This window comes from Paenibacillus sp. FSL R7-277 (genome assembly GCF_000517965.1).
Taxonomy (GTDB): Bacteria; Bacillota; Bacilli; order Paenibacillales; family Paenibacillaceae; genus Paenibacillus_AQ; species Paenibacillus_AQ silagei.
The window spans coordinates 507962-527681 of sequence record NZ_ASPX01000080.1; the positions used below are offsets into that span (position 1 = coordinate 507962).

Consider the following 19720-nt stretch of genomic DNA (forward strand, 5'->3'; position numbering starts at 1 on the left):
AAACATATCCCCCCAAGAATAATTGTAATCGCTTGCTCATTTCAGGCCGGTCGTGGCTATGCCCTCCAGGAAGTGCTTTTGGAAGAGCATGAAGATCGTCATAATCGGCACCAGTGACAGCACCGACATCGCCAGCAGCGCGCCCCAGTCGGAGGAGCCCGAAGGATCATAGAGCGAGCGTATGCCCAGTTGCACGGTGAACAGATTGATCCGGCTGAGGTAGATCATCTGGCTGAAGAAATCATCCCACGACCAGATGAAGGTGAAGATCGCCGTTGTAATCAGCGCCGGAACCAGCAGCGGAATAATGATCCGGAAGTACAGCTGGCCCTGGCCGCAGCCGTCAATCGTGGCACTCTCGTCCAGCTCCTTCGGGATGCCGCGGATGAACTGGATCATCAGCAGAATGAAGAACGAGTCATGCGCCAGCCATTTCGGCACAATCAGCGGCAAATAGGTGTTGACCCACTCCAGCTTGCTGAAAATAATATATTGCGGAATCAGCACGACATGGTAAGGCAGCATAATGGTCACCAGCATGCAGGCAAACAGCACACTTTTGAAGCGGAACTCCAGCCGGGCGAACGCATAAGCCGCCAGCGAGCAGGTCATTATGTTGCCGATGACCGACAGTACAGAGATCGTGGCAGAATTGAGGAAAAAGCGGCTAAACGAGATGCCCTGCAGCCCCTTCCATCCGTTCACGTAGTTCTCCAGCGTAAATTTCCCCGGCCACAGCCCCGGTTCCGAAAAGATCAGCGCATTCGGCTTGAAGGAGCTGGACAGCAGCCACAGCACCGGATACAGCATCAGCAGCCCGAACAGAATAATGACGCCATGCTTGCTGAGCCTAAAGATCATTTTGTCGTCTGTCATGAATTATCGCCCGTCCTTTCCGTCGCCGTAGAACACCCAGAATTTGGAGGTCACGAACACTATGGAGGTGAACAGGCCGATGATGATCAGCATGATCCAGGCCAGAGCGGCAGCATACCCCATATCGAAGAAGGAGAAGCCTTTGAGATACAGATACAGCGTGTAGAACAGGGTGGAATTCACCGGACCGCCGCGCCCGTCTCCAATGACATATCCCGGAGTGAACACCTGAAAGGAATTGATAATCCCCATGACCAGGTTAAAAAAGATCACCGGTGAGAGCATCGGCAGCGTAATCCGGCCGAACTGGCGCAGCTTCCCGGCTCCGTCCACCTGCGCCGCTTCGTACAGGTCCGCAGGAATCTGCTTAATGCCGGCCAGGAAGATGACCATGGCAGAGCCGAACTGCCAGACGGACAACGTGACGATGGTCGAGAGAATATAGCTGGGATGGGCAATCCAGGACGGGCCTTCGATCCCAAACCAGGCCAGGAAGTGATTAATCAGCCCTTCCCCGTCGAAAATCTGCCGCCAGACGATGGCGATTGCCACACTTCCTCCCAGCAGGGACGGAATGTAATACACCGTTCTGTAGATGCCCAGCGCCCGGATGCCTTTGTTCAGGACGATGGCGACCAGGAGGGCAAAGGCCATTTTGAGCGGAACCGAGAATAGCACGTACTTGAACGTCACGGTAAGAGACTTGTAGAAGTATTCGTCTGCCGTGAAGATGTGCCTGTAATTGTTCAGACCCAGCCACCGCGGGGCATTAAGCAGGTCGTACTTGGTCAGGGACAGATACAAGGAGCCCAGCATAGGCCCGAGTGTCAGTCCGAAAAAGCCGATCAGCCAGGGAAGCAGGAACAGGTAAGCGGTACCGCTCCTTCTCCACATCGCCGATCTGTGTGCTGTCTTCATATGCGCCTTCTCCTTCTTCATGGATATAGGCTCATTATAGAAAGCAACGCTGCTTGCTTGAATGCTATTTCTTCGGCTGTTGACTACTGAATTTTTCAGGTGGATGCTGGCGGAAGTCCGACGGGGAGGTTCCATACATTTTTTTGAACCTGGAGCTGAAGTAGCTGGCATTCGAGAAGCCGGTCAGCTCGGCGATGTCCCACAGGTTAAGCGTTGTCGTCAACAGCAGATGCGTGGCCTGGGCCATGCGGATGTCAGTCAGGTAGACCATGAAGCTCCGGCCCACCTTGGCCTTGAACAGCTCCGAGAAATAGGAGGAATTGTAATTGAACCGTCTGGCAAGCTGGGTCAGGTTAAGATCATACATGTAGTTGCTGTCGATATATTGCGTCGCTGTGCGGATGACCGAATCCTCGGCATCGCCGGCCCCCTGCATCATTCGGTACACGGAGGCCGCCCGCTCCAGCAGGAATTGTCCGGCCTTGTCCACCGAATCCAGCTTGTGGACCGTCTCAGGATAGAGCCATAGCTCCTGGGACTGGATGTTGACGTCTGCAGCCTCTGCACCCGCCCCGTCCACGAGCAGGCAGAGCTGGAAGATCAGCTTCACCAGGCAGGAGCGGGACTGGGAGAACGCCTGCTGCAGTTCCTGGCGGATGCTCTGCCCGAAGGCGTCCCATTCCCCCTGGATCAGAAGCCTGCGCAGGGTCCGTGTCAATTCCTCCGTAAGCACCAGTCCCGGCTCGTTTCTTCCTTCGGCCGGCGGCTGGGCCGCATTCTCCGAGAGGTTCCAGGCCAGCAAAGATTCCAGGTAGCCTTCCTTCCAGCGGAGGAATCCAAGCTTCCCGCCGCTGTAACCGATCACCGGATTGAAGCCCAGATGGGCGGCGACGCATTCCGCCAGCTCTGCACAGAAGCGGTCCATATCGGTCAGCGCATCCTGGAGAATGAAGTGGACCAGCCCCGGATAGCTCGGGTCCCGCAGCACCTGGCAGCGCTCCCCGGAGCTGCCCGCGAATTCCCTGGTCAGCAGCTCGAACGGCAGCCGCAGCTTGCCCGGCGTACGCTCCGGCAGCGCTGAACCTTTGCTGTGCCCAGGTTCCGGCACCGCCGCCTCCCCCGCACGCTCACGGAGTCCGGCCGTTACGAACCGCACCTGCGTCAGGTCCCAGCCGTCCAGCTCGAACAGCGCAGCGCGCTCCTTCAGCGCATGGACCGGCTCCACTTCCTCTTTGACAAGCTGCACCAGGAAATGCTCCTTCATCTCCTTGTAGTACTGGGACAGCCGCCACTCATTCACCGCCTGCCGGTCACGGTCATTGCGCTCCTGATCCAGCTCGTCCTTCAGCTTCTGAAGCACGGCCGTCAGCTCAGCGGCGGCCACCGGCTTGAGCAGATAATCACGCGCCTGATTGCGGATCGCTGCCTTGGCATAATGGAAATCTTCATAGCCTGTAATCACTACCAGCTTCAGCTCCGGGTACAGCCTGCGGCAATCGTCCAGGAACGATACGCCGTTCATCACCGGCATGTTCATATCCGTAATGACAATATCGACCGCCTGGCTTGCCAGCCGTTCCATGGCCTCCATGCCGTTGCCCGCCTCTCCGGTTACGCTGAGGCCCAGCGCTGCAAAGTCAGCCTTGAGCCGCAGGCCCTGGCGGATCTCCGGCTCATCATCCACGATCAATACGCGGTACATGGTCATTCCTCCTCTGAAGGGGCAGGCCCAGCGTGATGCAGGTACCCGCCTCCTTGCTTGATTCTATGCTTAGGGTGAAGAGCCCTCCGTAATACAGCCGGCATCTGGCCAGTACATTGCGCAGTCCAATCTGATGGGTCATGCTCTGCAATAACTGCTCCGGCTGCTGGCGCATCGCCTGATCCTTCAGCTCGCGCAGCAGCTCCGGGTCCATTCCGATTCCGTTGTCGGCGACGGAGAGAACCAGCCGGTCCTTGTCCGCTCTGACGGTAATCCGTACCTTGGCCTTAGCCTGGTGAATGAAGCTGTACTTCACCGCATTCTCAATCAGCGGCTGCAGCAGGAACTTGACGATCTCCAGATCGTATGGCGCCTCCTCCTCGTCCAGCCGCAGATCAAGACCCGCACCGAAGCGGACCTCCAGGATGGACATGTAATAGCGCACGACCTTCAGCTCCTCGCGCAGCGGGATCAGATCCTCGCTGATCCGCAGCGAGAACCTGAGCATTTTGCCCAGCGATTCTATGACCGTAACCGTCTCCTTCGTGCGCTGCTGGATCGCCAGGCTGCTCATCAGCTCCAGCGTATTGAACAGGAAATGCGGATTGATCTGCATCAAGAGCGCCTTGTATTCAGCCTGCTGGCGCAGGAGCTTCTGTTCAAACTCGGTGCGGATCAGATGCGATAGCTGCTTGACCATATTGCGGAAGGTGACGGTGGCATAGTCCACCTCACTCTGGATTCTGCGCTCCGGCAAGGTAAGCCGCTCGGCTTGGGCGAAGTCGCCCTTCTGCACATGGCGCATGGCCGAGACCAGCCGCGAGAGCGGCTTGGTAATGCCCGCTGAGATCCAGTAGGCCAGCGCAAAGGCGGCCGCCAGCATCAGCGAAGCGAATACTATAATGCTGTTACGGAGCTTGAACAGATTGGCGTACAGGTCCTGCTCCGAGACGAAGCCGACCAGCAGCCAGTTGGTGATGGCCAGCTTTTTGTAGACCAGAATATGGGATGCTCCCTGCTTATCCTTCAGATATACTACCCCCTGTTCGTCCCGTGCTGCCCGCACCCGCTCCACCTCCTTCGCCGCCTCCGGATGGGTGCTGTACTCCTGCTGGGACAGAATGGGACTGCCCTGCTCGTTGAGCAGGAAGATGGTACCGCTTTCACCAAGATGTATACGGTTCAGCGGCTCCAGCAGGAAATCCGCCTTGATGTTGACCTTCATCACATTCCTCGCCAGCGAAGGCTCGAAGATCCCGATCGGCAGCAGCAGGCTCACCACCTCGTATGGCTTAGCTCCCTTGATCTCCGCCTCATCGGTATGGGCCGGAACCCAGTGATTGCTGTGTTCGATGAAGTTGCGGTACCACGCCTCCTGCCTGAACGAGCTATCTGCCACCACCTGATTCTCGGCCCCGACCCGCAGCCCCTCCTTGCGGTAGATGTTGACCGAGGAGACGATCGAATAATTATTCGTCGTCTGGGTCAGGAACTTGCTCATGTTGATGCTGGCCAGCATCCGCTGCCCTTCGGTGGAAGCCGGCTGGGTAAGTATCGCATCCCACTTCTGGGTGATATCGCTGTTATAGACCAGAGAGGACAAGTCATAGCTCTGCTGGAGCGCCATATGAATAAAGGACCCGTATTCGTCCATCTTCTCCAGTGCCGACGTTTCGATATAAGAGCGGATAATCGAGCGCGCCTGATTGAACAGCAGCAGCGACATCGTGCCGAAGGACAAGACAAGCAGCACAACGAAGAATGCGATCAGTCGGTTTTTCAGCGAGTAAAAGATAGCCATCCCTCCTTCTCCTTGCTCAAATGCGAAGCGGATGCCTGTATCATGATCTGTTCCTGCCTTTCCCGTGGTACATTTTGTTTACTGCATTTATTTGTAACGCAGAACGGAGAATCCGGCAAGTGGAAACCCCTTGAATTCCGAGGCAAAAATATTGCGGAGGGCGATTGACCTGCGGCCCGGTTTATTTTACAATAAACTCATAAACGCGCGTTTACATTAGAGGGGGTACATTATGCGAAGCGAAGATATTGCCAAGCTAGCCGGGGTTTCGCGAAGCACCGTATCCCGTGTGATCAACAACTATTCCAATGTCCCTGAAGAGACCCGGGCCAAGGTGCTGAAGGTGATTGAACAGCATCAGTACGAGCCGAACAGCTTCGCCCGGGCGCTGGCCGGCAAGAAGACCGATACGATCGGGCTGTTTGCCATCAGCATGAACGAGAAGGAGAATGCGACGCGGATCTATCAGAACAATTACTTTGCCCCGTTCGTCGATGCTGTGGTAGATACGTCGAATGCCCGCGGCTGTTATGTTCTGATTCACACCGTCTATTCTCCCGACGACTTCCTGAAGGTCAAGCAGGCCTTCCTGCAGAAACGGATTGACGGCGGCATCATTGTCGGCACCCAGAAGGATATCGGGATTGTACGGGAAATGGTCGGTCTCAGCGCTCCGCTGGTGCTGATCGATTATGACATTTCAGAGATTATGTCAGAGCATCTGGACCGCAATCATCTCGCCATTGTGAATTCCAAGGATTATGAAGGTACGGTAGAAGCCATTGAGTACTTAATCGGTCTCGGCCATACGGAGATCGGCATGATCTGCGGACGGATGAATACTTATTCCGGACGGGAGCGCTACATGGCTTACGAGAATACGCTAAAGCGCCATGGACTTGCCCTGCAGAAGGACTTCGTCCTTCAGGGTGATTTTCTCAAGGAAACCGCCTATCAGGAAGTGAAAAAGCTGCTCAGTTCCGGCGGCCCGCTGCCGACAGCCTTCTTCTCTTCCAATGACGATATGGCTATCTCGGCGATGGAAGCGTTCTCGGAGCATGGCATTTCCGTGCCGGAGGATATCTCCATTGCGGGGTTCGACGATGTGCAGCTTGCTGCGCGGATTCATCCCAAGCTGACCTCCGTCCGTCTGCCGATTTATGAAATGTCCAAAGCCGCTGTCGAGAAGGTCATTGAGCTGTGTGATTCACAGCAGCCTACCTTCAGCACCATCAGTTTTCCGGCGCGTCTGATTACCCGAGATTCCTGTCAGCCGCCGAAGAAGTAGAGCTACACTCCGATTCAGACAGATCCAGAAAAATCCCTTGCCCCGAGGGAATTTTTTCTCCGCTCTGTAAACGCGCGTTCACAATCGAAAGGAGACTTGTCTCTCATGAAATTCGGAACTTTTGACGACACCCGCAAAGAGTATGTAATCAACACCCCCAAAACACCTTATCCTTGGATTAACTACCTCGGCAACGAGCAGTTTTTCGGCCTGATCTCTAATACTGCCGGGGGCTATACCTTTTACCGCGATGCGCGGATGAGACGACTTACCCGTTACCGGTATAACAATATTCCGCTGGATACCGGCGGCCGCTATTACTACCTGTACGATGGCGGGGACTTCTGGACCCCGGGCTGGATGCCAGTGAAGCGGGATCTCGACTTCTACGAATGCCGCCACGGTCTGGGCTATACTTCTATCACAGGGGAGCGTAACGGCATTTCCGTGAATCAGCTTGCTTTTGTACCGATGGGCCATAATGCGGAAGTCCACCGTCTGGTTGTTAAGAACACAGGCGATGTGAAGAAGACCGTGAAGCTGTTCTCTTTTGCCGAGTTCTGCCTGTGGAATGCCAATGATGATATGACCAACTTCCAGCGTAACCTCAGCACCGGCGAAGTAGAAGTGAAGGATTCCGTCATTTATCACAAAACAGAATACCGCGAGCGCAGAAACCACTATGCCTTCTATTCTGTAAATAAGGAAATTGCCGGCTTCGATACGGACCGCGAATCCTTCGTGGGCATGTACAATGGCCTGGATGCTCCGCAGGCGGTTGCTGCCGGTGAAGCTACTAACTCTGTCGCCAGCGGCTGGTCGCCGATCGGCTCCCACGCCCTTGACATCACGCTGGAGCCTGGCGAAGCTCAAAGTTTCATCTTCGTGCTCGGCTACATCGAGAACCCTGAGGATGAGAAATGGGAAGCCCTGAACGTGATCAACAAGAAGCCGGCTCAGGCTGTTATTGATCAGTTCGCTACAGATGCCCAGGTGGATGCCGCCCTGAAGGTTCTGGCTGCACACTGGGATAACCTGCTGTCCAAATATCAGATTAAAAGCGGGGACGACAAGCTGAACCGGATGGTGAACATCTGGAATCCGTACCAGTGTATGGTTACCTTCAACATGTCCCGTTCCGCTTCCTACTTCGAATCCGGCATTGGCCGCGGTATGGGCTTCCGCGATTCCAACCAGGACTTGCTCGGCTTCGTCCACCAGATTCCAGAGCGCGCCAGAGAACGTATTCTCGATATCGCCGCTACCCAGTTCCCTGACGGCAGCGCGTATCACCAGTACCAGCCGCTAACCAAGAAGGGCAACAATGAAGTCGGCTCCGGCTTCAATGATGATCCGCTCTGGCTGATCTCGGGTACAGCAGCCTATATTAAGGAGACCGGCGATTATTCGATCCTTGATGAGCAGGTTCCTTTTGACAGCAATCCGGATCACACTGCAACCCTGTTCGAGCATCTGAAGCTGAGCTTCGAGCATGTCACGAACAACCTCGGGCCTCACGGCCTGCCGCTGATTGGACGCGCGGACTGGAATGACTGTCTGAACCTGAACTGCTTCTCCACCGAACCGGGCGAATCGTTCCAGACTACGGAGAATATCGCAGGCGGCGTAGCGGAATCCGTGTTCATTGCAGGTCTGTTCGTCTTCGTTGGACCGGACTATGCCGAGATCTGCCGGATGCGCGGACTGGATGATGTAGCCGCTGACGCTGTTGCCAAGATCGAGAACATGAGTGCCATCACGTTGTCCCACGGCTTCGACGGCGACTGGTTCCTGCGCGCTTATGACCACTATGGCGACAAGATCGGCAGCAAGGAGAACGAGGAAGGCCAGATCTTCATTGAGCCGCAAGGCATGTGCGTAATGGCCGGAATCGGTGTAGAGAACGGTGAAGCAGCCCGCGCCCTGACTTCCGTGCAGGAACGTCTGGATACGGACTATGGTATCGTTTTGCAGCAGCCTCCGTATTCCAAGTACTATCTGAACCTGGGTGAAATCTCCACGTACCCTCCGGGCTACAAAGAGAATGCCGGGATCTTCTGCCATAACAACCCTTGGATCATGATTGCGGAGACGGTCCTTGGACACGGCGACAGAGCTTTTGAAATCTACAAAAAAATCGCTCCGGCCTATCTGGAGGACATCAGCGAAGTGCACCGGATGGAGCCTTACGTGTACTCCCAGATGATCGCCGGTAAAGATGCTGTACGTCACGGCGAAGCGAAGAACTCCTGGCTGACAGGAACAGCAGCATGGAACTATGTAGCGATTACACAGTCCATCCTGGGGATTCAGGCAGACTTTGCCGGGCTCAAGGTTGACCCTTGTATCCCTGCAGAATGGGACGGCTTCGAGATTACCCGCGTCTTCCGTGGCGACACTTATGTGATCTCGATCCAGAATCCGAACCATGTATCTAAAGGCGTAGCCAGCCTGACCCTCGACGGCGCTGCCGTGGAAGGCAACATTATCGCTCCTGTAGGCGACGGTGCTGTTCATCAGGTTGTAGTCACTCTCGGCTAATTATCTATCACTTCTATAAAAGCATAACAACCCGGTTGTCCGCTTAGGCGGTACAACCGGGTTGTTCGTTCATGGACAGGCGGCCCCGGAATTACTCCGGTATCCACACCTTCATCTCTCCGCTGCCGCGGTTGCCCCACAGATAGTACGGAATTGCCGTTACTTCCACCGGCTGTACTGCCGCCCTGGTGCTGCCGTAGAGTCCGCCACTCCAGCTCTGCTCCTCCACCCTGTAGCCCTCCGCCCGGATTACTACAGCTCCGCCAAGCAGCTCTTCATCGTAAGCCTCCTTGAACCTGCCCTTCTTGCTTAGAGATATTGAGCTTAGCGGCTCGCCGTTATCCGCAGATTCCAGACAATAGACCAGCGGCCCGTACTGAATAGCCGTCTTCCCGGCATTAGCCCGCAGTTCCGGGTGGGCGTATACACGGTGCGCTTCCATTGGAAGCATCAGCTCCACGATGTCACCGGGCTGCCACTCCCTGCGGATTACCGCATAGCCCTGCTCCAAAGCATCAAGTGCTGGAAGGAGCCCGCCATTAACGCTGATCCGGACCTTTCCGCTGCTCCACGATGGAATACGCAGGGCGATACCGAACACCCCGGCTTCCGCAGGATCAACCTTCAGTGTGACTATGCCCTCCCATGGAAGCTTGCTGGACTGAGTGACCTTCACCTCTGTTCCTCCAAGTAAGGTTCTAAGCTCACTTCCGATATACAGATTCGTATAGAGCGTATCGCTGTGTTCAGTGTAGATATACTGATTCAATGAGGTCAGCAGGCGCGCCACATTCGGCGGGCAGCAGGCACAGCCGAACCAGCCCTGGCGCTGCGCCTTCACATGCTGTTTGCCGGGATTACAGGTGCAGGCCTGCGGCCAGACCTCCAGCGGATTGACGTAGAAATAATGCTTGCCGTCCTGCGCCATCGAGCCGAGTACATTATTATAGAGCGCACGCTCCATCACATCGGCATAACGGCTATCTGGAGTCAATTCCAGCATTCGTCTGGCAAAAAAGATCAGCCCGATCGAAGCACAGGTCTCCGCATAGACCGTATCGTTAGGCAGATCGTAATCAAAGGTGAATGCTTCGCCGTGATGGGTGGAGCCGATTCCGCCAGTGATATACATCTGTCTCTCTGTCATATTGTTCCACAGGCGCAGACACGCCTCGCGAAGTGCTTCATCTCCGGTCAGGCGGGCCAAGTCGGCCATGGCGGTATACATATAGACGGCGCGGACAGAGTGGCCTACGGCTACCGTCTGCTCACGGACCGGTATATGGGACTGATTGTAGGCCATATCGATATGATCCGTCTGGCCGCCCCAATGTGTAACCCTGCCCCGGCTCTCCCATTCCTGGCGCAGGAAGTTCGGCTCCTGCCCGCGCTGGTCAATGAAGAAGAGGCTGAGCTTCAGATACTTCTTCTCCCCTGTCAGCCGGTACAGCTTCACCAGCGCCAGCTCAATCTCCTGATGACCGTCATAGCCCTTCAGCTTGCCTTCCTCCGGTCCGAAGACAGAGTCGATATGATCGGCCATACGGCGCATAATACTCAGCAGCTTGTCCTTACCGGTCGCTTCATAATAAGCCACTGCAGCTTCGATGAAATGTCCGGCGCAATACAGTTCATGGCAATCCTGGAGATTCGTCCAGCGCTTGCCCGGCTCCTTGACAGTGAAGTAAGTGTTCAGGTATCCGTCGGCCTGCTGTGCTTCTCCCACCAGATCGATCACCTCGTCCGCCTGGCGTTCCAGCTCCGGGTCCCGCCGGATGCTGAGGGAATAACCCGTTGCCTCCAGCCACTTGGCTACATCGCTGTCCTGGAAGACCATGCCCCCGAACTTACCCTGTCTTCTTCCGGCAGCGATTTCAAAATTGGCAATGGCATGGCTCGGTTCAGCCCCGGCCACGCGGTCATGAAGCGCCTCATATTGATAAGGAATCACTGTCTCCTGCACCAACCGGATATAACGGCCCCAGAATTCATCCTGAACGTGCACTCTGTGGCCTCCCTGATCCGAATGACCGGAATGATCTGGTTGAACGGTTGTCCGAACCTTTGCACCTTCAAATTGACTCATTGTAGCATCTCCTCTTCAGCATTTCGTCCTCGCTAATTGCCATTATAGACGGTACAATATAACAAAAACAGAAGCATAAACAACCCCGTTTTTGTACTATTTCACACAACTTTTATATAAGGCTTAGCGAAGTTAATTCAGGACACATGCCTTCCCAAGGAGCTGCTAATGACACTTAATTCTTCCTATATTCATCTGGCCGCACCGCCCTTCCCCTATTTCCTGGAATGCGGCCGTACCGTCTATTCGCCCGGAGACCAGCATCCGAACCGCAGCCGTATGGGCAAATTCGATCTGATCATCGTGGAGCAGGGATGCCTGCACATTGGAGAGGAGCATACAGAATGGGCAGTGGGCGCCGGGCATACCCTGCTGCTGCTGCCTGACCGCTACCATTATTCAGTGCAGCCGTGTGATGCGGAGACGGTCTTCACTTGGGTTCATTTTCACACGGTGGGAGAATGGACGGAATCAGCGGGTGAGCCGGTATATGCCGACCGGGAAACGCATTTCCGGCAGTTTCTTACCCACCCTTATACCATCCGTATTCCCCAGTTCGGACCGCTACCTGCCCCCTTCGCACGGAGCGGCCAGGCAGGGCAGTTGCTGCAGCTGAACCATAGCAGGCGCTCAAGCGCCGTGTGGCAGCAGCAGCGTATCTTCGAGGAGATGCTGCGGACGATGGATCTGGCCCGGCAAGATACGGCCGGAAGCCAGGCAGACGAGATTGCCGAGCAGGCGGAGGCCTATCTGCGGAATCATTATATGGAAGAAGTCACGAATACCTCTCTGGCGGATGCCCTGCATTTTCACTACAATTACCTGGCCCGCTGCATGAAGCGTGTCTACGGGCTTACGCCCATGGAGTACCTGACCGATTACCGGCTGGAGCAGGCCAAGCTTCTGTTGCTTAAGACAGAGATCCCGATCGCGGCAATCGCAGAGCGCACCGGCTTCGAGAGTACAGCTTACTTCTCCCGGCGCTTCAGCCGCAAGGTCGGAATCTCTCCGCTGCGCTTCCGCAAGCGATATTCCCGCTGAGCATGAATGCACTTAGGCGGAACCCGGGGCAAGGATACGGAACTCGTGCAATTCCCGGCAGTAGGATAACCCGCGAATCCGTACGGACTGGGGCGTGTAGGCTCTGATCGGGCCCGCTTCCAGCTGCTGCTCCGGTCCGCTCTTCAGCAACACTGCCACCGGCACCTCCGATAGTGCAGCAGCCAGCAGCTCCATATCGGTCTCCAGTATTTTATAGAAATAACCCATTTCAGACTTCACCTGCTTTATGGTCAATTGATTCGGGCGGCGCAGAATTTTTAGCTATTTTTTTCCAAATGGGCGCATAAAGATTAAGACATGCCTCAATTCCGGAGATGTTGACTATGCGATCCTTCCCAAGCTATATTATTATTCTGCTGGCCAGCCTGCTGATTGCAATAGGAACGAATTTCTTCCTAGTCCCCTATAAAATCCTCGATGGAGGAATTATCGGCATTGCCCTCATTATTAATTATATCTCCGGCACCAAAATCGGACTGTGCATTATGCTATGCAGTCTGCCTATCTTCCTGCTGGCCTGGTTCCGGCAACGGGAGATCTTCTACAACAGCATTCTGGGTCTGCTGGCTTCCTCCCTGCTGATCGAGCTGCTCTTTCCGCTTCAGTATTACTTCCTGTACTATATTGAGCTGGGCTCCATCTCAAGCGCCATTATCGGCGGCTTCCTGATGGGCACCGGACTCGGGCTGATGCTGCGGTTCAAAGCCAGTACAGGCGGAACCGACCTGCTGGCCAGATTCATCCAACGCTACCTGCCGCTGAATGTCGGCCTGATTATCTTCCTGACGGATTTCCTGATCATCGGCGCTGGCGGAATTCTGATCTCCAAGGAGACCTTTTTCCATTCGATTCTGACGATTGTTTCAGGAGGGGTCGCTACGGGATTATGCACGCTGGAAGAGTAAAAACCCGGAATTTGCCGGATGCTATGGAATAAAGGTTGAAATTTTCAGACTTTCAGGCGACAATCGAATAGATAACATTCCCGGGGAGGATCAGCGAAGTTGGATAGTACAAGCACGAATAGCAACACTTCCATACATGACATTGTCGATCTGTGCCTGCTGGCAGGCAAGATCATGCTGCAGAGCGGTGCAGAGACATACCGTGTGGAGGATACCATGAGCCGGATGGCTGCGGCACTAGGCTTCCCCGGTGCGCATAGCTATGTCACGCCGACGGTCATTATGTTCACCACCAGCCGGACCGAGCCGGTGAAGCTGTTCCGGATCGCCGAACGGACGACAGACCTGCAAAAGGTATCCGAGGTCAATGACATCTCCAGGCGGCTGACCGAACGCCAGCTGACAGCCGCAGAAGCGCGGGAGCGTCTCGGCGTGGTCGATGATGCGGCGCATGCTTACCCGGTATGGGTACAGATCGCAGCGGCAGCCTTGACCGGAGCCTGCTTCACGGTCATGTTCAAGGGCAGCCTGCAGGATGCTCTGCCGTCGCTGCTGATCTCCGGTACAGGCTTCGCAGCGGCCACTTATCTTCACCGTCTGGTGCAGTTTCGCTTCTTCGCGGAATTCATTGCTTCCTTCATTATCGGTCTGCTGGCCTTCTTCTCCGTCAAGCTCGGTGTGGGACGGGAGATGGACAAGATTATTATCGGCTGTGTAATGCCGCTCGTACCGGGGCTGCTCATCACCAATGCGGTCCGTGACCTGATGGCCGGGCATCTGGTATCCGGCATCTCCAAAGGGGCCGACGCCTTTCTGACTGCGTTCGCCATCGGAACTGGCATCGGGCTGGTCCTGTCCATTTTTTAACACCCACTTGAAAGAGGTCGTCCTGCCATGATTTTGCAATTGATCACCAGTTTCATCGCTGCCTCAACCTTCTGCATTTTATTCAACGCACCGGTGCGCGCGCTGCTGCAATGCGGCTTCGCCGGAATGATCGGCTGGATGCTGTACCTGCTGCTGGATTACAGTTCCGATACTGTCGTCGCAACCTTTGGTGCTACCGTTGTGATCGGACTGATCAGCCAGTTTTTTGCGCGTTCCTTCAAGATGCCGGTCATTATCTTCAGTGTCGGCGGCATCATCCCGCTTGTGCCGGGCGGTCTTGCGTATGATGCCATGCGGAGGTTCGTGGAGAATGATAATAACCTCGGCATCCAGTATGGGGTTCAGGCGCTCCTGCTGTCCGGAGCCATTGCGGCTGGTCTGGTGCTAAGCGAGGTGCTCGGACAGATGTTTTTGCGTATCAAGAAATTGCCCAAACAACCGTAACGCTCCATTCCACAGACAAGCCCGCTTGCAGCAAGGACCCCGAGTCCCTGCGCAAGCGGGCTTTGTATATTGTATCAGGTAAAATATATTGCAACACCGGCGTTCTAACGGTCTAATCCTCCCAGATTGAGGTTTCGAGCTGGTCGACGAACCGCCGCAGCCTGCCGGCAATCTTAAGATTAATTGCCCCGTTCTGATACATCTCCTGTACGGTATTCCGTTGCTCCTGAATCGCCTGCAGCTTCAGCTCCAGCTTGTCATCATCCAGTACGCCGTCATTGCTCCAGCCTTCCCCCTGCACCAGCCTGGATTCCAGCCGTTCGTACTTGTCGATGACCTTCTGTGAGGCGAGCCGGTTCTCATCACTCATTCCTGCGCTAACGGCGGATACTGCCGCCTGGCACATCGCAATCTTTGCCGTCCGCGCACTTTCGGCATTCTGCAGGGCGAGCTGTCCTTCTTCCCCGCTGAGCTTACCTGAGAACAGTCCAGAGAACAGCCGATGAATTTCTGTTAAAGAGAATTTAATCTGCGTATTCAGCCGTTTGCACAGCAGAGACTCCGTATGATCCAGCAGTTCCTCCATCTTCACGGCAACAGGCTCCGGCAGCGCCCCGTTGTCCATGATCCGCCGTAACTCCGTGCGTTCGGCTTCGAGCGCACTCTTGCGTGCCTCGACACCCAGACGGAGGAACTGCTCATGGGCCGGGTCATGATCCGGTCTTGCAGCACATAGTCTATCAACCTTATCTGTAAATTCCAGCAGCACAGGCTGTGTTGAACGCTCCGGGCTCTCAGAGACCAGGCTGCGCAGCATCGACATCCCGGCATCAATGACCACATTTCTGGCCGCCAGCTCCGTATTCCCGTATACAGCTCCGGCGCTCTGAACTACGGTCTCTTCACTGTCCGCAAGCAGCGGAAGGAAGATGCTGGCGATGACCAGCGACATCAGAATCACACCTGCCGCCAGCGCAATAATGAGATCCCGCTCCGGAAAAGGTGTCACCCCGTCCCCAAGCACCAGCGGAATGGAGAAGGCACCTGCAAGGGTTACAGCCCCCCTCACCCCTGAGATCGAGGTAATAATCTGTGACTTCAGCGGGGCCTTCTCTGCCTTCAGCCGCTTGCTCTCCCATAAGGAGTAACCATAGACCCACAGAAAACGCAGCACAATCAGCAGCGCCGTGATCGCCAGAACATAGCCGGCAACCATGAAGTTATTCAGCGTCTGATCCCGGTAAATCACCTCGATCACATCCGGAACGGACACACCGAGAATCAGGAAGACCAGCCCGTTCAGCACCAGCAGCAGCACTGACCAGGTACTGGCAGATACAAGCTGAAGCTTATATTGCGGAGAGACGGCCCGGTCCTTCTCAATGGCGTACATGACACCTCCTGCCACAACGGCCAGAATGCCCGAGACCCCGATCTCCTCGCTGATCAGATAAATAATGAACGGCGTAAGGATCTGCAACAGCACATGGATGGTCACATCCTCCATACCGAACCTGCGGATGAACACGCTGAGCCGGATCAGCAGGAATGACAGCACTGCACCAAGCAGCAGTCCTCCTGCGGCAATCAGCACAAAGCTAAACGAGGCCTTAGGCAGAGAGAACACGCCGGTAACCATGGCTGCAATCGCAAATTTAAAGGCGACCAGGCCGGAGGCATCGTTCATCAGCGATTCTCCTTCGAGAATCCGGTGGATGCTTTTGGGAAGATGAACCCGTCCAGCCAGCGCGCTTACCGCTACCGCATCCGTAGGAGACAGAATAGCCGCCAGTGCGAAGGAAGCTGCCAGCGGAATCGAGGGAATCATCCAGTTAATCGCATAGCCCGCCACAAATACCGTGACAAATACAAGTCCCAGCGCCAGCAGCAGAATCGGTGCCCTAAGGTTCCACAGCTCACCGCGCGGCGTCCGCCGCCCGTCATTGAAGAGCAGCGGAGCAATGAATAGTACAAAAAACAGCTCAGGCTCGAAGTGCATATGTATTCCCGTCGGAATTAGTGCAGCAATGATTCCTAGTCCGATCTGAATCAGGGGAACCGGGACAAACGGAATGAAGCGGTTCAATATATTCGATACGGCGATTAATCCAAGCATCAACAGCACAGCCAGAAAAGTCTCCAAGTCCATCATCTCCCCGTCTGATAATCAATTATAATATTGCAGTGACCCGGCCAACGTCAACAAACGGAAGGCACAGCGGAAATTACAATCTCCGCCCGTACCTTCCGTTGCCTTATCATTCACGGCTTCCGCCGCTGGTCTAGCAGTAAATAGTAACGCGATGCTGTCCGCCCTGTTATTTTAGCGTTTCACTAGCAGCTGTATGCCTATATTCCACGGGTCCCTTAGAGTGATGATACCGCCCTCTTCTTCCACACGGTATCCGGCACGCTTCACACGTTCAGCGGCTTCATGCACATCCTGAATGTTCGGGAGCAGCAGTGTAAAATAATCGATGCCCGCCGCATTCGCCGGAGCCGCCGGAGCCCCCTTGCCAGCCCAGGTATTCAGTCCCATATGATGATGATAGCCTCCAGCCGAAATGAACATGGCCGCATCGCCGTAATGGGCGGTCACCGTGAATCCAAGCGCATCCACGTAGAATTTCTTGGCCTCTGCCAGATCGCCCACATGGAAGTGAACATGACCCATTACAGTGCCCGCAGGCAGCCCGGTCCAGCTCAGGCCCTCCGATGCAGCCAGCAGACCGTCCACATCCACCGGATCGGTGGTCATGACCACATTGCCTGTTGCTTCATACTTCCAGGTGTCACGGGGCCGGTCGCGGTACAGCTCGATTCCGTTATGATCAGGGTCTTCGATGTATAGAGCTTCGCTCACCAGATGATCCCCCTGGCCCACCGATATCCCGGAATCGATCAGATTGCGCAGCACCAGTCCCAGAGAAGGCCGATCCGGCAGCAGAATCGCAAAATGGTACAGTCCGGCCACCGAGTTCCGGCGCAGCACCTGAGCCTGCTCAATCTCCCGCAGAACCAGCAGCACCTGCTGGCCGTCCGCTGTCAGCTCTACCACGCGCCCTTGCTGCCGCAGAATCTTCAGTCCGATTACATTCTGATAAAAGCTGAGCGAGCGCTCCAAATGACTTACACGGATCTGTACAAGTCCAATTTCCAGTTGTTGCGGTAATATAGCTGTTGCTGTCATAGGAATCCCTCCTGAAATGAATATATTCCAAATCCACATAATAACGGTTAGTGTTAACTGTTCCTATCCTGTCCATGCAAAGGCAATTTCAATTTCCGTTACACATTAACTTACTTAAGTATAGTTGCGATCTATATGTTTGTCAATTACTTTTACAATACACATCATGTCCAACAAAAAAGCCCAGCCGACAGGCCAGACTCCGAAGCAGTCATTTCGTTATTGAGATTCACCAAGGATCTCTATTGATACATCCTGTGCAGTAATTCTTAGTTCACTTGGCGGGGAATCCATCAGAACCCGAAGCTCGAACCCCTGATCCACGGCATAGATCTCGTCATACAGCCAATATTTCTTTTCAAGCGGTTCCGGTAAGCTTAGTACGCTCACACCGCTGAATGTCAGCTTAATCTCACACTGATAATGCATCGCCCCGCTGCAGTCCAGAATCATCTCCAGCACACCTTCTGTAGCCATAGTATAGGAGATTACTCTGGCGTCATGCAGACTCTTCTCGACTAACTGTACGGCGCTCTCCGGGAGTTCATGCTTAATGGCTTCGTACCCTTTGCGGTATTCTCTGAAGATCGCCTGCACCCGTTCATCATATTCCCTGCCCCACTGCAAGGCCCGTTGCTTGAACTCAGGCGCAGGATAAGTGGAATTTATCGTTCCGTCATGTATCGAAGCGTGGAAGTACCCGGGTAGATATTTCAGCAGATCTTTTTTCATATATTCCACAAAATCCTTGGCCCGCTCCTCATAGCTGATCCCCTCTGCCACATGCCAGGCCACATCCTCCAGCCAGTCCTGCTCCGTCTCCGGGAAGACCATGAACCCGCGCACCTGCATTTCTTCATACCAGGGTATAGTAAAAAATTTCATTCTGAAGCTTCCTCCACTCTGTAGCGATCCTTAATTCCCGGCCAGCTTCTCCCCCAGATATACCCGGTGCTCCTGCGAAGCCGCCACAATCCAGACCGTCACTTGCTGCTTGCTGAACAGGAACTCGCTATCTACTTTGAGATACGGGAGCTTCGTCCCCCCGAAGGGTCCGTCATTACGCAACATTGCATTCTCCGCCTTCAAAATATTCTTCACCTGATCTTCGCTCAGGCGCAGGAACTGCGCAGTCTCTGCAAGTGTCATCAACGGATGGTCCTCAGCTTGGCGTTCCGTCTGCGCACCGGCAGGTGTCAGCAGTTGCATCTCGTAGCCCGCTCTAATCCGATCTCCGATTACGAAGCTGCCGGCAACCAGACACAGGCCCAGAATCAGAGCAGCTCCCAGGATGGTATAATTGTTCTTCATGGGCAAAATCTCCTTATATGTATGCTTGAATCAATGTGCAGGAGTATAAGTAAGGAGCCAACAGTCCCTCCACTCCCCTTCATGCAGTTCATGCTCCGGTAAAAGCTTGCTGCGTACAAATCCGATTTTCTCATAGACTCTGAGTGCCCTGTGATTCCAGCACTGCGGGTCCATGACAATGAGGTCTGCCTGCTCTGCTTCGAGCAGATGCTTCACCATCCCACCTACCAGTAGCGAACCTATCCCCTGGCTCCATAGCTGCGGCTCACCAATGAACTGATCCATTCCGTAGACCTTTCCCGTATAATCTGCGTAGCCGTACTCCGTCAGCTCTTCCCTGCCAACAGGATAGAACTGGATATAACCTATATCCTGACCCATGAACTGCACGATCCCACGGTATAATCCCTCTTCTTCACTTTCATAAAAATTCGTCTGTACCCGTTCCAGATCATGCGGACAGTCCCGGCCTTCATAATACTCCAGCACTGCCGGGTCCGAGAGCCATCGTACGAGCAGCGGTGCATCCTCCTGTTCCAGCCTGCGGACACTGAGGTCCCCGTTCTGAAAAAGAATCATTATGAGATCACTCCTTATATTCCTATAGTCCTGTCACATATGTGTCAGTCTAAACGATAGAAATCGCAGTGTAAAGTCAGCACCAAGCAGCTGCTCATCAAAAAAAGTGGCCCCGCCGGTAACCGACAG

The 19720-nt window shown here is 54.7% G+C and carries 17 protein-coding genes; 6 read left to right on the forward strand and 11 right to left on the reverse strand.

Going from position 1 to position 19720, the window contains the following annotated elements:
- Positions 1-36: 36 nt before the first annotated feature.
- The 4 genes from C173_RS24370 to C173_RS24385 form a co-directional block, all read right to left on the reverse strand.
- Positions 37-876 (reverse strand): carbohydrate ABC transporter permease, encoded by an 840-nt coding sequence (locus C173_RS24370; protein ID WP_036729554.1) that lies wholly within the window; start codon positions 874-876, stop codon positions 37-39.
- 3 nt (positions 877-879) lie between these two features.
- Positions 880-1794 carry a carbohydrate ABC transporter permease gene (locus tag C173_RS24375; protein ID WP_051478340.1) on the reverse strand — a complete coding sequence of 305 codons (915 nt, stop codon included), beginning with the start codon at positions 1792-1794 and terminating at the stop codon, positions 880-882.
- Between the two features lie 64 nt (positions 1795-1858).
- Positions 1859-3496, reverse strand: coding sequence for a response regulator transcription factor (locus C173_RS24380; protein WP_235192000.1), 1638 nt, complete (start codon positions 3494-3496; stop codon positions 1859-1861).
- The gene (locus tag C173_RS24385) at positions 3471-5297 is read right to left on the reverse strand and encodes a cache domain-containing sensor histidine kinase (protein ID WP_327196486.1); all 1827 of its coding nucleotides are present in this window, start codon (positions 5295-5297) and stop codon (positions 3471-3473) included. The genes C173_RS24380 and C173_RS24385 overlap by 26 nt, the downstream gene beginning before the upstream one ends.
- Positions 5298-5529: 232 nt before the next feature.
- Between C173_RS24385 and C173_RS24390 the strand changes: the two genes are divergently transcribed.
- Together C173_RS24390 and C173_RS24395 are read left to right on the forward strand one after the other, a co-directional pair.
- Positions 5530-6585 carry a LacI family DNA-binding transcriptional regulator gene (locus C173_RS24390; RefSeq protein WP_036729560.1) on the forward strand — a complete coding sequence of 352 codons (1056 nt, stop codon included), beginning with the start codon at positions 5530-5532 and terminating at the stop codon, positions 6583-6585.
- A gap of 105 nt (positions 6586-6690) precedes the next feature.
- Positions 6691-9126 carry a GH36-type glycosyl hydrolase domain-containing protein gene (locus C173_RS24395; protein WP_036729562.1) on the forward strand — a complete coding sequence of 812 codons (2436 nt, stop codon included), beginning with the start codon at positions 6691-6693 and terminating at the stop codon, positions 9124-9126.
- A gap of 91 nt (positions 9127-9217) precedes the next feature.
- Here C173_RS24395 and C173_RS24400 read toward each other — a convergent pair whose 3' ends face one another.
- Complete coding sequence (locus C173_RS24400) at positions 9218-11212, reverse strand: glycoside hydrolase family 127 protein (RefSeq protein ID WP_081751312.1); 1995 nt, start codon at positions 11210-11212, stop codon at positions 9218-9220.
- Between the two features lie 168 nt (positions 11213-11380).
- Here C173_RS24400 and C173_RS24405 point away from each other — a divergent pair, with 168 nt between their 5' ends.
- Positions 11381-12253, forward strand: a complete 873-nt coding sequence (locus tag C173_RS24405) for a helix-turn-helix transcriptional regulator (protein ID WP_036729568.1) — start codon at positions 11381-11383, stop codon at positions 12251-12253.
- Between the two features lie 12 nt (positions 12254-12265).
- Here the strand turns inward: C173_RS24405 and C173_RS24410 are convergent, their stop codons facing one another.
- Positions 12266-12481, reverse strand: a complete 216-nt coding sequence (locus C173_RS24410) for a hypothetical protein (RefSeq protein WP_036729570.1) — start codon at positions 12479-12481, stop codon at positions 12266-12268.
- Between the two features lie 116 nt (positions 12482-12597).
- Here C173_RS24410 and C173_RS24415 point away from each other — a divergent pair, with 116 nt between their 5' ends.
- The 3 genes from C173_RS24415 (at position 12598) to C173_RS24425 (ending at position 14511) form a co-directional block, all read left to right on the forward strand.
- On the forward strand, positions 12598-13179 hold the full coding sequence (locus tag C173_RS24415; RefSeq protein ID WP_036729573.1) for a YitT family protein: 582 nt from the start codon (positions 12598-12600) through the stop codon (positions 13177-13179).
- Positions 13180-13278: 99 nt separating this feature from the next.
- Positions 13279-14046, forward strand: a complete 768-nt coding sequence (locus C173_RS24420) for a threonine/serine exporter family protein (protein ID WP_081751313.1) — start codon at positions 13279-13281, stop codon at positions 14044-14046.
- 27 nt (positions 14047-14073) lie between these two features.
- Complete coding sequence (locus C173_RS24425; protein ID WP_036729575.1) at positions 14074-14511, forward strand: threonine/serine exporter family protein; 438 nt, start codon at positions 14074-14076, stop codon at positions 14509-14511.
- A gap of 112 nt (positions 14512-14623) precedes the next feature.
- Here the strand turns inward: C173_RS24425 and C173_RS24430 are convergent, their stop codons facing one another.
- The 5 genes from C173_RS24430 to C173_RS24450 all read right to left on the reverse strand — a co-directional run bounded on the left by C173_RS24430 (position 14624) and on the right by C173_RS24450 (position 19591).
- Complete coding sequence (locus tag C173_RS24430) at positions 14624-16654, reverse strand: Na+/H+ antiporter (RefSeq protein WP_036729578.1); 2031 nt, start codon at positions 16652-16654, stop codon at positions 14624-14626.
- 180 nt (positions 16655-16834) lie between these two features.
- Positions 16835-17701, reverse strand: coding sequence for a VOC family protein (locus C173_RS24435; protein ID WP_036729579.1), 867 nt, complete (start codon positions 17699-17701; stop codon positions 16835-16837).
- A gap of 219 nt (positions 17702-17920) precedes the next feature.
- Positions 17921-18586 carry a DUF4085 family protein gene (locus tag C173_RS24440; protein ID WP_036729582.1) on the reverse strand — a complete coding sequence of 222 codons (666 nt, stop codon included), beginning with the start codon at positions 18584-18586 and terminating at the stop codon, positions 17921-17923.
- A 30-nt stretch (positions 18587-18616) separates the two neighbouring features.
- Positions 18617-19012 (reverse strand): hypothetical protein, encoded by a 396-nt coding sequence (locus C173_RS33050; protein WP_051478341.1) that lies wholly within the window; start codon positions 19010-19012, stop codon positions 18617-18619.
- 30 nt (positions 19013-19042) lie between these two features.
- Complete coding sequence (locus tag C173_RS24450; protein WP_155991629.1) at positions 19043-19591, reverse strand: GNAT family N-acetyltransferase; 549 nt, start codon at positions 19589-19591, stop codon at positions 19043-19045.
- Between the last annotated feature and the right edge of the window lie 129 nt (positions 19592-19720).

What these genes read in the sequence shown, in the direction of transcription:
- C173_RS24370 (WP_036729554.1), bottom strand. Translation starts at nt 876, where the DNA reads ATGACAGACGACAAAATGATCTTTAGGCTCAGCAAGCATGGCGTCATT.
- C173_RS24375 (WP_051478340.1), bottom strand. Translation starts at nt 1,794, where the DNA reads ATGAAGACAGCACACAGATCGGCGATGTGGAGAAGGAGCGGTACCGCT.
- C173_RS24380 (WP_235192000.1), bottom strand. Translation starts at nt 3,496, where the DNA reads ATGTACCGCGTATTGATCGTGGATGATGAGCCGGAGATCCGCCAGGGC.
- C173_RS24385 (WP_327196486.1), bottom strand. Translation starts at nt 5,297, where the DNA reads ATGGCTATCTTTTACTCGCTGAAAAACCGACTGATCGCATTCTTCGTT.
- C173_RS24390 (WP_036729560.1), top strand. Translation starts at nt 5,530, where the DNA reads ATGCGAAGCGAAGATATTGCCAAGCTAGCCGGGGTTTCGCGAAGCACC.
- C173_RS24395 (WP_036729562.1), top strand. Translation starts at nt 6,691, where the DNA reads ATGAAATTCGGAACTTTTGACGACACCCGCAAAGAGTATGTAATCAAC.
- C173_RS24400 (WP_081751312.1), bottom strand. Translation starts at nt 11,212, where the DNA reads ATGAGTCAATTTGAAGGTGCAAAGGTTCGGACAACCGTTCAACCAGAT.
- C173_RS24405 (WP_036729568.1), top strand. Translation starts at nt 11,381, where the DNA reads ATGACACTTAATTCTTCCTATATTCATCTGGCCGCACCGCCCTTCCCC.
- C173_RS24410 (WP_036729570.1), bottom strand. Translation starts at nt 12,481, where the DNA reads ATGGGTTATTTCTATAAAATACTGGAGACCGATATGGAGCTGCTGGCT.
- C173_RS24415 (WP_036729573.1), top strand. Translation starts at nt 12,598, where the DNA reads ATGCGATCCTTCCCAAGCTATATTATTATTCTGCTGGCCAGCCTGCTG.
- C173_RS24425 (WP_036729575.1), top strand. Translation starts at nt 14,074, where the DNA reads ATGATTTTGCAATTGATCACCAGTTTCATCGCTGCCTCAACCTTCTGC.
- C173_RS24435 (WP_036729579.1), bottom strand. Translation starts at nt 17,701, where the DNA reads ATGACAGCAACAGCTATATTACCGCAACAACTGGAAATTGGACTTGTA.
- C173_RS24440 (WP_036729582.1), bottom strand. Translation starts at nt 18,586, where the DNA reads ATGAAATTTTTTACTATACCCTGGTATGAAGAAATGCAGGTGCGCGGG.
- C173_RS33050 (WP_051478341.1), bottom strand. Translation starts at nt 19,012, where the DNA reads ATGAAGAACAATTATACCATCCTGGGAGCTGCTCTGATTCTGGGCCTG.
- C173_RS24450 (WP_155991629.1), bottom strand. Translation starts at nt 19,591, where the DNA reads ATGATTCTTTTTCAGAACGGGGACCTCAGTGTCCGCAGGCTGGAACAG.